Annotated in this window: 12 protein-coding genes and 1 pseudogene; 5 read left to right on the top strand and 8 right to left on the bottom strand. The window is 64.9% G+C overall.

Going from position 1 to position 13,282, the window contains the following annotated elements:
• The 4 genes from MKL20_RS15910 to MKL20_RS15895 form a co-directional block, all read right to left on the bottom strand.
• Positions 1-187: hypothetical protein (locus tag MKL20_RS15910; protein WP_244037484.1), on the bottom strand; the 187-nt coding region annotated here is incomplete at its 3' end.
• Positions 188-326: 139 nt separating this feature from the next.
• Complete coding sequence (gene glyS / locus MKL20_RS15905) at positions 327-2,462, bottom strand: glycine--tRNA ligase subunit beta (protein ID WP_409568157.1); 2,136 nt, start codon at positions 2,460-2,462, stop codon at positions 327-329.
• A 188-nt stretch (positions 2,463-2,650) separates the two neighbouring features.
• Positions 2,651-3,094 (bottom strand): hypothetical protein, encoded by a 444-nt coding sequence (locus MKL20_RS15900; protein ID WP_244037482.1) that lies wholly within the window; start codon positions 3,092-3,094, stop codon positions 2,651-2,653.
• 217 nt (positions 3,095-3,311) lie between these two features.
• The gene (locus MKL20_RS15895; protein ID WP_243972314.1) at positions 3,312-4,220 is read right to left on the bottom strand and encodes a glycine--tRNA ligase subunit alpha; all 909 of its coding nucleotides are present in this window, start codon (positions 4,218-4,220) and stop codon (positions 3,312-3,314) included.
• Between the two features lie 152 nt (positions 4,221-4,372).
• Here MKL20_RS15895 and MKL20_RS15890 point away from each other — a divergent pair, with 152 nt between their 5' ends.
• Together MKL20_RS15890 and MKL20_RS15885 are read left to right on the top strand one after the other, a co-directional pair.
• The gene (locus MKL20_RS15890; protein ID WP_244037481.1) at positions 4,373-4,831 is read left to right on the top strand and encodes a GNAT family N-acetyltransferase; all 459 of its coding nucleotides are present in this window, start codon (positions 4,373-4,375) and stop codon (positions 4,829-4,831) included.
• A 142-nt stretch (positions 4,832-4,973) separates the two neighbouring features.
• Positions 4,974-5,249, top strand: a complete 276-nt coding sequence (locus MKL20_RS15885) for a hypothetical protein (protein ID WP_244037480.1) — start codon at positions 4,974-4,976, stop codon at positions 5,247-5,249.
• A 25-nt stretch (positions 5,250-5,274) separates the two neighbouring features.
• Here the strand turns inward: MKL20_RS15885 and MKL20_RS15880 are convergent, their stop codons facing one another.
• From MKL20_RS15880 to MKL20_RS15865, 4 genes are all read right to left on the bottom strand, one after another.
• Complete coding sequence (locus MKL20_RS15880) at positions 5,275-6,885, bottom strand: Na+/H+ antiporter (RefSeq protein ID WP_244037479.1); 1,611 nt, start codon at positions 6,883-6,885, stop codon at positions 5,275-5,277.
• Between the two features lie 144 nt (positions 6,886-7,029).
• On the bottom strand, positions 7,030-7,536 hold the full coding sequence (locus MKL20_RS15875; protein WP_244037478.1) for an MmcB family DNA repair protein: 507 nt from the start codon (positions 7,534-7,536) through the stop codon (positions 7,030-7,032).
• 120 nt (positions 7,537-7,656) lie between these two features.
• On the bottom strand, positions 7,657-8,433 hold the full coding sequence (locus MKL20_RS15870) for a cobalamin-binding protein (protein ID WP_244037477.1): 777 nt from the start codon (positions 8,431-8,433) through the stop codon (positions 7,657-7,659).
• A gap of 25 nt (positions 8,434-8,458) precedes the next feature.
• A complete protein-coding gene (locus MKL20_RS15865; protein WP_244037476.1) occupies positions 8,459-8,980 on the bottom strand; it encodes a DedA family protein in 522 nt (173 codons plus the stop codon).
• A gap of 345 nt (positions 8,981-9,325) precedes the next feature.
• Between MKL20_RS15865 and MKL20_RS15860 the strand changes: the two are divergent.
• From MKL20_RS15860 to pdxY, 3 genes and pseudogenes are all read left to right on the top strand, one after another.
• Positions 9,326-9,565 (top strand): annotated as a pseudogene (locus MKL20_RS15860) (DDE-type integrase/transposase/recombinase); the annotation flags it as partial.
• 272 nt (positions 9,566-9,837) lie between these two features.
• Positions 9,838-11,895 carry an ATP-dependent nuclease gene (locus MKL20_RS15855; RefSeq protein ID WP_244037475.1) on the top strand — a complete coding sequence of 686 codons (2,058 nt, stop codon included), beginning with the start codon at positions 9,838-9,840 and terminating at the stop codon, positions 11,893-11,895.
• A 434-nt stretch (positions 11,896-12,329) separates the two neighbouring features.
• Positions 12,330-13,178, top strand: coding sequence for a pyridoxal kinase PdxY (gene pdxY / locus MKL20_RS15850; RefSeq protein ID WP_244037474.1), 849 nt, complete (start codon positions 12,330-12,332; stop codon positions 13,176-13,178).
• Positions 13,179-13,282 lie beyond the last annotated feature (104 nt).

Below are 13,282 nucleotides of genomic sequence, written 5' to 3'. Positions count from 1 at the left end.
CGTATTCTTTGATCAGGAAGCGCCACTTCTGGACGTAGTTCCGCTCGATCGTCCGGTCAAAGCTGTTGTCGCGCATCGCAAAGCCCTCCAGGGGCAGCGTGCCGCGATCAGCGAATTTGTGAACCTCCACAGCAATGACGGGGGAAACGCTTGGCGATCGCGTGAAAACCGCGCGGCCTCCAACCAATCCCCCTCATCCTGAGGTGCTGCGCAGCAGCCTCGAAGGAGCCCTCCAGCCGGCCGCGCGATCCCTGGAGCCCTCCTTCGAGGCTCGCTGCGCTCGCGCCTCAGGATGAGGGCGCGGGTGGGATCGCGAACGGCGCGCGCTACCCCTCGATCTTCGAGAAATCCGCCACCGCGCGGGTCGCGGCGCGGAGCGCGTTGAGGAGGAGCAGGCGGTTCTCGCGCAGCTTCGGGTCGGGGGCGTTGACGGTCACGTCCTGGAAGAAGGCGTCGACCGGCGCGCGTAGCGTCGAGAGCGCCCGCATGGCCCCGGCAAAGTCCTCGCTCGCGATGGCCTGGGACGCCGTCGCGGCGGCGCCCGCCAGGGCCTCGGCGAGCGCCCGCTCGGCCGGCTCGCCGGACGCCGCAAGCGCGGAATCGGGCGCGGCATCGTAGGCACGGCCGTCCTTCTTCTCCTCGATCCGCAGGATGTTCGAGGCGCGCTTGACCCCGGCCAGCAGGTTCTTGCCGTCCTCCGTTTCGAGGAATTTTTGCAGGGCCCCGACCCGGCTGACGATCAGTAGCAGGTCGTCCTGACCCGGCAAGGCGAAGACCGCGTCCACGAGGTCATGCCGGGCACCTTGATCGCGGAGATAGACCTTCAGGCGGTCGGCAAAAAAGGCGAGGAGATCGAGGCTTTTAAGGTTAACGAGCCGTCCACCCCAATCAACCCGGCCAATGCCATGCGCGAAGGCGTGCGCTCCAGGAGGCGCATTCGCAATCTGAGTCGCGACTATAGCCTTATCGACCAATTCAAAATGCGGATCGAAATTAGACGTGAGATTGAGACGGAGCCCATCGAGCACGTATCGAACCACCCCTAGGGCGGCTCTTCTCAGCGCATACGGGTCCTTGCTGCCGGTGGGCTTCTCGTCGATCGCCCAAAAGCCCACCAGCGTGTCGAGCTTGTCAGCGAGCGCCACCGCGATCGAGACCGGATCGCTCGGCACCCGGTCGGAGGGGCCGACCGGCTTGTAATGCTCCTCGATGGCGGCGCAGACGCTCGGGTGCTCGCCCTGGAGCGCCGCGTATTTCCGGCCCATCAGGCCCTGAAGCTCCGGGAACTCGCCGACCATCTCGGTGACGAGGTCGGCCTTGGCGAGGCGGGCGGCGCGCTCGGCCAGGGCCGGATCGGCCCCGACCAGGGGCGCCAGCTCCTGCGCCAGGGCGGCGATGCGGGCGATCCGCTCGCCCTGGGTGCCGAGCTTTTCGTGGAAGACGATTGCATCGAGCTTGGGCAGCCGGTCTTCCAGGCGGATCGCCTTATCGGTCTCCCAAAAAAACTTCGCGTCCGACAGGCGCGCCCGCACCACCCGCTCGTTGCCGGCGGTGATCGCTTGGCCGCCGTCAGACGCCACAAGATTCGAGACCAGGATGAAGGCGGGGGCCAGCTCCTCCGAGACACTCTTGCGCAGGACGAAGCACTTCTGGTTCGCCCGGATGGTCGCCCGGATCGCCTCGGCCGGGATGTCGAGGAAGGCCGCATCGAAGGAGCCCATGAGCACCACGGGCCATTCCACCAGGCCAGCCACCTCCTCCAGCAGGCCCTCGTCCTCCACGAGGTCGAGGCCGCGCGCGAAGGCGAGGTCGCGGGCGTCGTGCAGGATCACGTCCTTGCGCCGGTCGGCGTCGAGGATGACCTTCGCGCGCTCCAGGGCCTGGATGTAGTCGTCGAACCGGCGGACCTCGATCGGCCCCGGCGCCAGGAACCGGTGGCCGTAGGTGACGGTCCCGGCCGTGATGCCGCCGACCGCGAACGGCACCACCTCGGGGGTCTCGGTCTCCGGCCCGAAGGTCGCGACGATCGATTGCAGCGGCCGCACCCAGCGCAGGGCGCCGGGCTGGGCCGAAGCCGCGCCCCAGCGCATCGCCTTCGGCCAGGGAAAGCTTTTGATGATCTCGGGCAGGAGCTCGGCGAGCACGTCCAGGGTCTCGCGGCCGGGCCGCTCGATCACCGCGAGGTAGAACTCGCCCTTCTTCGGGTCGGTGATTCTCTGGGCCTCATCCAGGCTCGCCAGGCCGGCGCCCTTCAGGAACCCCTGGATGGCGGCCTCGGGGGCGCCGACCCGCGGGCCGCGGCGCTCCTCGCGCACGGCCTCGCCGCGAGCCGGCAGGCCGGCGATGTGCAGGGCGAGGCGGCGCGGCGTCGAGAACGCCTTGGCGCCCTCGTACAGGAAGCCGCGCTCGACCAGCGCATCGGTGACGAGTTTCTTCAGATCCTCCGCCGCGCGCCGCTGCATGCGGGCGGGGATCTCTTCCGAGCGGAGTTCGAGCAGGAGGTCGGGCATGGCGCGGCCATATCGCCGCGCCGCAGGCCTGTCGAGGGTCGAACGGCCGGGGCCGTCCTGAGAGCCTCTCACAAATCTCCCGCTGCGCCGTCGCTGACAGAAGAGAACTCCCGGTGATCGGGAGTTTTTGTGAGGTGCTCTTATTGCGCCTCGCCCTTCAGGATGGTGGTGAGCTGCCACTTGCGATCGCCGATCGCGTGGGCATCCGACACCCGCCAGGCTCCGTCCTCGCGCACGAGGTCGAAGACGATGGATTTCGAGCCGTCTCCGCCCTTGCGCTCCACCGTGACCTTCGCCTGGTCCTTGCCCTCGGTGGCCTCCTTGAAGGTCAGGGCCTTCACGGTGTCGGGCTTCAGGGGCTCGCCGTTGAGGCGGTAGTCGAAATCGAGGCTGCCGGTGGCGCCGTTGGCCTGCTTGGCGTCGGCGTCGAACAGGCCCTGGAGGCGCTTGGTGTAGACGGCCGAGTGATTCGGACGCGGCTCGGCATAGAGCTTCTTGACCACCGCCTCCGGACCGGGATCGGCCGCGAGCGCCGGGCCGAGGCCGAACGCGAGGACGCCGAGGGCGAGGAGGGTCTGTTTCATCACTAATTTCCCGCGTCTGCGGACGCGCCGGAGCGCGCCGGTTGGCGGGGGTTGCAACGCACGAGGGCGCAAGGGGCTCCGCGGCAGCACTAGGATTGGACCTGAACAGGTGCCACCATCCTGCCTGTGCAAGAGGCGTGGAGGCGTGTTTCAAAAAGTGCAATCCACACCCGTCGGATTATCACAAACACCCCGGTTGTGATAATCCGACGCCGCTTCAAGCCCCGCCAGCCGCCGTCCTGAGCCACGCCGCGCCGCAGGCCTTGGCCAATTCCCGCACCCGCAGGATGTAGCTCTGGCGCTCGGTGACCGAGATCACCCCGCGGGCGTCGAGCAGGTTGAAGACGTGGCTGGCCTTGATGCACTGGTCGTAGGCCGGCTGCGCCATGCGGTGGCGCTCGGTCTCGGCGGCAGGCGCGCCCGCGTCGAGATAGGACCGGCAGGCGGCCTCCGCGTCGGTGAACTGGCGGAACAGCATCGCCGTGTCGGCCGCCTCGAAATTGTGCCGGGAATATTCCTGCTCGGCCTGCAGGAACACGTCGCCGTAGGTGATCCGGTCGGCCCCCTCGGCGCCGTTGAAGTCGAGGTCGTAGACGTTCTCGACGCCCTGGACATACATGGCGAGCCGCTCCAGCCCGTAGGTCAGCTCGCCGGCCACGGGAGCGCATTCGAAGCCCGCCACCTGCTGGAAGTAGGTGAACTGGCTGACCTCCATCCCGTCGCACCAGCACTCCCAGCCGAGGCCCCAGGCGCCGAGCGTCGGGCTCTCCCAGTCGTCCTCGACGAAGCGGATGTCGTGGAGCTTCAGGTCGACCCCGATGGCGTCGAGGGAAGCGAGGTAGAGTTCCTGCAGGTTCGGCGGGTTCGGCTTCAGGATCACCTGGAACTGGTAATAGTGCTGGAGCCGGTTGGGGTTCTCGCCGTAGCGCCCGTCCTTGGGCCGGCGCGACGGCTGGACATAGGCGGCCTTCCAGGGCTTGGGGCCGAGGGCGCGCAGCGTCGTCGCCGGATGGAACGTGCCGGCGCCGACCTCCATGTCGTAGGGCTGGAGGATCACGCAGCCCTGCGCCGCCCAGAACTCCTGCAGCGTCAGGATCAGCCCCTGGAACGATTTCTTTTGGGACATGGGCGGCGAAGGCTCGGCGATGCGGGGCGGGTCTGGGTGTCGGCGGGCAGGTTTAGGTGCGGGCGGCGGGGGGTGCAAGACGAGGGTCCCTCTTGCGCCCGAGAGGCGGACGATGGTCAGCTTCCCCCGACGCAGCGCGGGAGGGACGGATCGTGACCATCAGCCCGGACAGAATCGCGATTCGCCCGATCGGCGCCGGGGACCGGGCCGCGTGGCTGCCGCTGTGGCGGGGCTACCAGGGCTTCTACAAGGTCGACCTCTCCGAGGCGGTTACGGAGAGCACCTGGGGCCGCCTCAACGATCCGGCCGAGCCGGTCGACGGCGCCCTGGCCTGGCGGGGCGCCGAGGCGGTCGGGCTCGTCCACCACATCCGCCACCGCTCGGCCTGGACGATCGGCGATTACTGCTACCTCCAGGACCTGTTCGTGGCGGATGTTGCCCGCGGCGCGGGAATCGGGCGCCGGCTGATCACGCATGTCTATGAAGCCGCAAAGGCCGCCGGGTGTTCGCGCGTCCATTGGCTGACCCACGAGACCAATACCGACGCGATGCTGCTCTACGACCGGATCGCCGAGCGGTCGGGCTTCGTCCAATACCGCAAGAGCCTCTGAGATCATCGCCGGGTGTGCGGGCAAGCACGCAAGCCCGACTGTTTTCGGGGCATAGCGGGAACCGTCAAGTTCGCGGCCAAGTTATCGCCGCAAACAGGGGATTTCGGCACCTCGGCGTGCCGAACACGACGGACCACCGATCATGCATCAGGCTCGCACGCGTCACGATTTCGGCCGCAAGAACCTCGCCGTCCTGGCCGCCATCGCCGTCTCCGCCATGGCCGCCACCCCATTCGTGATGAGCGCCAGCCGCGCTCTTGCGACCCCGGAGGAGCCGACCGTCACCACGACCCTGCGGGTCGAGCCCGTGGAGGTCTCCCCCGTGGCGGCTCCCAAGGAGGCCGCGCCCTGCCTGCGCAAGGTGCGGGTCGTCTACAGCGGCTACGGCACCCCGTCCGACGCCTGCGCCACCCGCTGAGGGCGGCAGCCTCAGGCGAAGTCGGTCACGCGGCGCCGTGGGCCGGCGCCGCGCCGGCGAGGCGCTTCAGGTGGAGTTCCTCCAAGTCGATCTCCCCCTCCAGCGCCCGCAGCACCGAGCTGTGGATGCGGTTCTCCCGGTGCAGGGCGATCAGCGCCGAGCGCCCGGATCGCACGGCCAGCAGGGCGGCGGCGAAATGCTCGGTCCGCTCGGCATCCATGGCGTCGCGCTCGTCGCGCACCCGGGACGTGGCCCGTACCCGGCGGCGATACTCCTCCACGAGGCGCGGATGCTGGAGCGCGCCGGATTCCGGTGACACCAGCTGCTCCAGGGCGGCGAGCCCGGCCTCGTTCATCACGACCCGGGCCATGACGGCGTCGAGATGGCCGTCGGGCAGGCTTTGGCTCGGGTCGAGACGCAGCCGCCGGATCAGCGGCCCGAGCGTCGTGCCCTGGACCAGCACCGTGAACAGGATCACCGCGAAGGCCGCCACCAGGATCGCGTCGCGGCCCGGGAAATCCACCGGCAGCGCGAGCGCGGCGGCGAGCGTCACCACCCCGCGCATGCCGGCCCAGCCGATGATCAACGGCACCCGCGGATCCGGGCGGGGTTCCTGGGCGCGCACCCGGGCCGACAGGATCCGCCGCAGATAGACGGCCGGAAAGACCCAAAGCAGCCGGGCGACCACGCAGGCCGCCGTGACGGTGACCGCCAGGGGCAGGCCGGTGGCGAGCGGCCCGACATCGCCCCCGGTCCGGGCGAGCACGCCGCGCAGGGCCAGCCCGATCAGCACGAAGACCAGGGCCTCCAGCACGAAGACCACGAATTCCCACACCGCCACGGCGTGGCGCCGGACATGGGCGTCGAAGGTCTCGTGCTCGCGCCCGCCCATCATCAGCCCGCAGGCGACCACGGCGAGCACCCCGGAGGCGTGGATCTCCTCGGCGGCGAGATAGGCGGCGTAGGAAGCCAGAAAGCTCAGCACCGTCACGGCGTTGGCATCGTGCAGGCGCCGCACCAGCGCGTTCACCGCGAAACCGCAGGCGAGCCCGACCGCGACGCCCGCCACCGCCAGCCAGGCGAAGCTGCTCGCCGCCGCCCAGGCGCTGAAGCTACCGGTCAGCGCCGCCGCCACGGCGAAGCGATAGAGCACGAGGCCGGAGGCGTCGTTGACGAGGCTCTCGCCCTCCAGGACCGTGACCATCCGGCGGGGCAGGGCGACCCGGGCCAGCACCGCCTTGGCGGCGACCGCGTCCGGCGGCGAGACGATGGCGCCGAGGGCGAAGCAGGCGGCCCAGGGCAGGGCCGGCACCACCGCGTGGGCGACGAGCCCGACCACCAGGGTGGTGAACAGCACGGCGCCCAGCGACAGCGACAGGATCGGGGCGAGGCTCGCCCGGAAATCGCGCCAGACGGTGAAATAGGCCGATTCGAGCAGCAGCGGCGGCAGGAACAGGACCATGATCAGGTCCGGATCGAGATCGAAGGCGGGCAGGCCCGGCGCCACCGCCAGCGCCATGCCCCCGAGCACCAGGGCGGCGGCCGGCGGAAACCCGAGCCGCCCGGCCACCAGAGACAGCAACAGGGCCGCCCCGAGGAGCGCGAGGATCAATTCAAACAGGGCGACGGGCGTCATCAATCGCCCATAGCGCAGTCTTCAGCGAAAAGTCAGGGTTTCAAAAGGTCCGAGACCTTTTGCGGGTGCAGGGCAGAGCCCTGCAAAACTCAGGGGCGCTGCCCCCGAACCCCGCCAAAGGGCTGAGCCCTTTGGAATCCCCTTCTACAGCGCCCCTTCCCGCACCGCGCCGGGATCGGCCAGCGCGTGCAGGATGCGGGCGGCGCTGTGGGCGAAGCGGAGGGTGACGGCCTTGCGGCGGGGGCCGCTGAGCGGGTGCTCGGGGGCCTCCCGCAGGATGCCGGCGCCGTAGCCGTCGGCGACGATCAGGCCGCACGCGTCCGGGATCAGGGATTCGGGCACGTCCTCGGGGATGGCGAAGAAGAACCGATCGCAGAAGTCCCTGTAATCAGGCCACTTTCTGTCGGCGCGGAAATCCGCGACGCTCGACTTGATCTCCACGATGGTGAGCCGGCCGGCGCCGCACAGGGCGATCACGTCGGCGCGGCGGCCGTTGACCAGGGAGAATTCCGGCAGGGTGACGCAGCCCATCTCCGAGAACAGGCGGCGCACGCCGCGCTGGATCCGCAGGGCGGTGGGCGATTGCCGCCTGTCGGGGGGCAGGATCACGTCGCCCGCCGGGAGCGCGGGGAGGCCGAGGGAAGCGGACATGCGGGGTCGGGATGCGCCTGTGTCGAATCGGGACATCCTGCCGAATCGCAGCCGATCCGTCACCTGCGGCGCGGCATCGCCCCCGGACCGCACCGGAAACAATCTTTTCCCATCAGAGACTTAGGCCAAAAAACCTTGGATCGCGGCAAAGCCGTCGGTGAGCGCCGCGGGGCCCGGCTGGAGGATCAGCGGCGCCTTGATCTCGTGGATCCGGCCCTCGCGCACCGCCGGGATCGCGTCCCAGCCGGGGCGGGACCGGATGCGGTCGAGGTTGACCTTCTTGCCGCACCAGGAGGCCAGAATCACGTCGGGGGCGGCGGCGATCACCTGCTCGGGGGTGACGATCCGGTCCTTCGCGGCCGGCTGCCGGGCGAGCTCCGGGAACACGTCCCGGCCCCCGGCATAGCCGATCAACTCGGAGACCCAGCCGATTCCGGAGATCATCGGCGCGTCCCACTCCTCGAAGTACACGCGAAGGCTGGGCGCATTCTTCGCGCGCGCTTCAGCCTGAGTCAGCGTCTCTGCGAAGTTTTGGGCCAGCGCCGCGGCCCGCTCCGGAACCCCGACCAGGGCCCCCAGGGTGCGGATCATCGCCAGGCAGCCCGCCACATCCCTCTGGTTGAACAGGTGGACGGCGATACCCGCGCGGGCCAGATCGGCGACGATCTCGGCCTGGAGGTCGGAAAACGCCAGGACGAGGTCCGGCGCCAGCGCCAGGATTTTTGGGAGGTCGGCGCTGGTGAAGGCCGAGACCCGGGGCTTCTCCCGGCGGACCCGGGGCGGGCGCACCGCGTAGCCCGAGACGCCGACGATCCGGTCCTCCTCACCCAGGAGGTACAGGGTCTCGACGGTCTCCTCGGTGAGGCAGACGATGCGCTCCGGGGGGAAGCGGCGCATCAGCGGGCGCGCCCGAACACGACCATCAGCGGTCGAGCCAGGCGAGCAGCCCGGCCCCGGGGGCGAGCAGCACGAAGGCCCAGACCAGCGCCGAGGCGACGTTGGCCAGCTGGAACGGCAGCCGCGCCAGTCCGAGGGTGCCGGCCAAGAGCGGCACCAGGGCCCGGGCCGGCCCGAAGAAGCGCCCGAGCGCCACCGCGGCGATGCCCCAGCGGCCGATGAAGGTTTCCGCCTTGGCGACGAGGTCGGGATAGCGCCGCAGCGGCCACTTGGTGCGGGCGCCCGGCCCGACCCAGCGCCCGACCTCGTAGGAGAGCCAATCCCCCAGGGCGGCGCCGAGCGCCGCCGCGCCGATCACCGGCCAGAGCGGGATGTCGGCCCCCCCGACCAGGGCGCCGATGCCGATCAGGATCACGGTGGCCGGCACGAACAGCGACAGGATCGCGATCGACTCGCAGAAGGCGAGCCCCCCGGCGATCAGCGGGGTCCAGACCTTGTGCGCCTCGACGAAGGCGAGGGTCGAGCTGCGCAGGGCTTCGATGTCCATCGGGCTCGGGGGGCGGCGGGGCGACCCGACCCATCTGAGGCGGGGGCGGGCGGGGGACAAGGGTTTTGGGTATTGGGTGGGGACGCAAGCAGGAGGCGCCGCCGGGGATCGGGTCGCCCCGAGATTTCGAATTTAGATCAAGGAATTGATGATTATAGTTGTCTTGCGCCGCTGCAGCCAACCCCTCATTACGTGAGGCGCGTTGCGTACCTGCGTTCTGAAATGCCGACTGCGTACGCCCCATTTTCACTTATTTGGTCGCTTATCGGACCATCACATCATCCCATAAGCGGACGCTACTGGTTGCGACCGATTGTTCGCATACGGCTAGTTACGGAACGGGGCGCGCTCGCCGAGAATCGGGATCAGGGCCGGCTACCCCGGGCACCAACCCACCCCGTTACCAAGCACCTGCAGCAAGGCATCGAGAGCGATCACTTCCGGGTGAGACGGGCGATGCTGCGGGTGGATGGCTTCCCCTCGTTCCATACGGCGCGGCGCACGATCGGCGGATTCGAAGCTATGCTTTGGCTGCGCAAGGGCTTCGGCTTCGCCGATGCCTGAACTGTGCGCGAGCAAAACTAGCTGCTGGCCTGCTGCTTCGGACTTCCTGTTGCAAACAAAGCATGAAAGCGGGACGGCAGAGGCTCTTCCGTCGCCCGTAGCCGCGTTTGCGACAAGCTCACTACCTTACCGCCGGCGGCCTCGCTGCCCCAGTCAGCCAATGGTCATGAGTCCGAACATTAAACCCTCATAATTCACTTACATTGGCGAGCATCATATTCTAAGTTGCATTCTCAACCTACTTGTGTATTAATCGAGGCAAATTCAGAGAATGAAAAATCATTGGACAACAAATGCGCTTAACCAAGCTAGAAGTAATAAATTTTCGCGGCATTGAACACGTCGAAGTGTCCCTAGATCGCAAGATTAGCGTTATAGTTGGTCAAAACGCGATTGGAAAAACTACTATCTTAGAAGCAATACGTTTGGCCAAGTCGGTTTTGAGTCCTAGATTTTCTGGAGAGGCAACCAACGTACTTCAGCAGCTTGGAGTAATGTCCCCTCATCATCAGTTCTTCGGTATTCGAGGCGTTGACGCGAGGGCGTTGACGGCCAACCCAAATACGCCAACTACTATTCGATTGGATATCAGATTATCTGACGCCGAAAGAGAAATACTTAAGGAGCAACGGCAGCAATTTGCCCGTCTTGAGTTACAGTCACGGTTAGGCAGCGACTTTGAGGCAAATCAGGACCGGTTTACACAATTTCTCTCAAACATAGCCGGCAAGGAGCAGCTTAACAATTCGCTAAAAAACGTAGATGAATACATATCCCGACTTGAGACGAGTCTAGATATAAGCCTAAAGCTTACTATAGACCACAGTTCGGGGAATTTTATAGGAGCCGACAACTTCGCGCAGCAGGCTGTTTCGGTTATAGAAAGAACTCTTCCTCCAAATCTTGCCAAATTCAGCTATTATCAAGCCGATCGATCATTCCCTCAAGGTGAAGTTCAAATACAATTAGGCTCGCAAGACGCACAACAGCTTGTACAATCGCATTTCTCAACACCTTCTGTTAAATATCACCGGCTGAAGATTTCGATAGCTGCTGGCGTAATTGCGGGTCGGTTAAGCCAAAATGACCTAGAAAAGAATTTTTCCGCAGTGTTCGACGCATTGCTTCCAGGAAAATCCTTCTCAAAAGTCGAGATTAGCCAGATAGGCGTCGTTCGAGTAGTTGTACGGGATAAAATTTCAGGTAAAGAATTCGACATTGATGGATTAAGTAGCGGTGAGAAAGGTCTGGTCTTGACCTTTTTATCGCTCTTTGAGTCTCTCGCAGATGGGGCGATTGTATTACTCGATGAGCCAGAGCTGCATCTAAATCCTGGCGTAACTCGGAATATCATAAAAACTCTATTAGAACGTGTGTGCGCAACAGCGAACGCCCAGTTAATTGTCACAACACATTCCGCAGAAATTCTGAGCGATGCTTATGAATCAGAGGATTGCAGACTCTATACCCTTAGGGGACCTAAAGACCTGTCACCAGTCTATCCAGAAGATAGCTCTAAAGTTATTGAAATTCTGAATGATCTGGGAGTTACCACTGCCGACGTGCTATTCAACAAAGGAGCTATCTTCGTCGAAGGTCCTCACGACTCCGAATTACTTTCGGATGGATTTGGCGATGTCATTTCTTCGTACAAAATCACGAAAATGGGCGGCAGATTCGAAGTCGAAAAGGCAGTAAAATCCTTGGAAAAGAATACAGACCCGACTATTAGAGGTAAGCGACAACTTTTCATCATAGACGGGGATAGGAAAAAGACCGATCTGAAAACCGTTGGCGATCTCCATGTGCTTCAATGGTCAAAATATTGCTTCGAAAACTATTTGATCGATGATCGTGTTTTGTATAATGTGATCAATGAGAACACCAAATCAACAGTTGGGTCTCGAGCGGAGTTCGCTTCATCTATTCGAGAACTGGCGTTTGGCCAGATTTCAAACATCGCTATAAAGCAAGCTTACGCGGAATTTGAACCGGAAAATTCTGGTCTTCGGCCTAGTGAGATGAAAGACAAATCCATCACTGAATTTGCAGAGGTGCTTTGGAATCGCATCGCAAGAATTGTGTTACAAACGTCCAATCTAAATAAATCTACTTGGATTGCCACACTTACAACACGGGCCTCGGAAATCGAAGCCAACCTTCAGTCAGACTGGATTGAAAGTTGGAGATCAGACGCGGACGGGAAAATTTTACTAGAAGATATATTCCAAAAATATACCGTCAATGTGGATAGACTCACCATGAAGCGCAAGATCATTAAAGCGATGAAAAATGAAGGCACTGAAAACTGGCACACAATTAAGGCGTTAATCTCAGCTGAATTAGCATAGTCGCTCGGATGTTGATCGCGCCGCTCCTGCCAGTGAAGCGGCCAAGTCAAAAGAATGTTGCTCTATAGTTGCATGGTTACGCGATAGTTAAGAGCCTCTCACAAAACGCCTTCTGCGCTGTCGTGTGCAGAGGGCGGCGCCCGGTGATCGGGCGTTTTGTGAGGTGCTCTAACTTGATTACCATGCCGGTCGACGGTTGATCCTGCATCTGATACATAGCTTGCGAATGTCTGATATCTGATCATTCACCGCCAAAATTCGAACGCCCGCTTCCCTGATCGTCTACTCGAAAGCGGCTGTCCGTAAATCCACTCCTCATAATCCGTCTGATCAAGCACCAACCGGCAAACTGAACCACCCACCCCCACGCTTGCGCCCGCGCGCCGGATCGCCGACAGCTTCGGCTCTCCCCACGGCACCGGGAATCACCCGCGTTGAACGTCCTGTCGATCCAGTCCCACGTCGCCTACGGCCATGTCGGCAACGCGGCGGCGGTGTTCCCGATGCAGCGGCTCGGGGTCGAGGTCTGGCCGGTCCACACGGTGCAGTTCTCCAACCACACCGGCTACGGGGCGTGGCGCGGCCCGGTCTTCGAGGCGGGGATGATCCGCGACGTGGTCCGGGGCATCGGCGAGCGCGGGGTGCTGGGCACCTGCGACGCGGTGCTCTCGGGCTATATGGGCTCGGCCGAGATCGGGGCCGCGATCCTGGAGGCGGTGGCCTCCGTGCGGGCGGCCAACCCCCGGGCGCTCTATTGCTGCGATCCGGTGATCGGCGACGTCGCGGAGGGCGTCTACGTGCGGCCGGGGATCGAGGCGTTCCTGCGCGAGCGCGCCGTGCCGGTGGCCGACATCCTCACCCCCAACCAGTTCGAGCTCGGCCTGCTCACCGGCCTGCCGAACCGGACCCTGCCGGAGGCCGGGGCGGCGATCGCAGCGCTCCAGGCCCGGGGGCCCCGGGTGGTGCTGGTCACCTCGGCGCTCTGCGCGGACACGCCGGCCGACAGCCTCGACCTGCTGGCCGGGGCGGAGGGCCGGGTGTTCCGGGTCCGCACCCCGCGGCTCGCCATCGCGGTGAACGGGGCGGGCGACTGCATCGCGGCCCTTTTCCTGGTCCACTACGCCCGCACCGGCTCGGCCGCCGCGGCGCTCGGCGCCGCCGCCGCCTCGGTCTACGGCCTCCTGAAGCGTACCGCCGAAGCCGGCTCCCGGGAGATCCTCACCGTGGCCGCGCAGGAGGAATATGTGAGCCCGAGCGAGACGTTCGTGGTGGAGGCGGTGTGAGGGGCGGAGCGCCCCGCCTCCCACCCACACCCTCATCCTGAGGCGCCGGAGCGCAGCGGAGGCCTCCAGCCAGCCGCGCGCTCCCTGGAGGGCTCCTTCGAGGC

The sequence above is a fragment of the Methylobacterium sp. E-066 genome (assembly GCF_022829635.1).
GTDB lineage: Bacteria > Pseudomonadota > Alphaproteobacteria > Rhizobiales > Beijerinckiaceae > Methylobacterium.
This window is presented reverse-complemented; position numbering and strand designations above follow the sequence as displayed.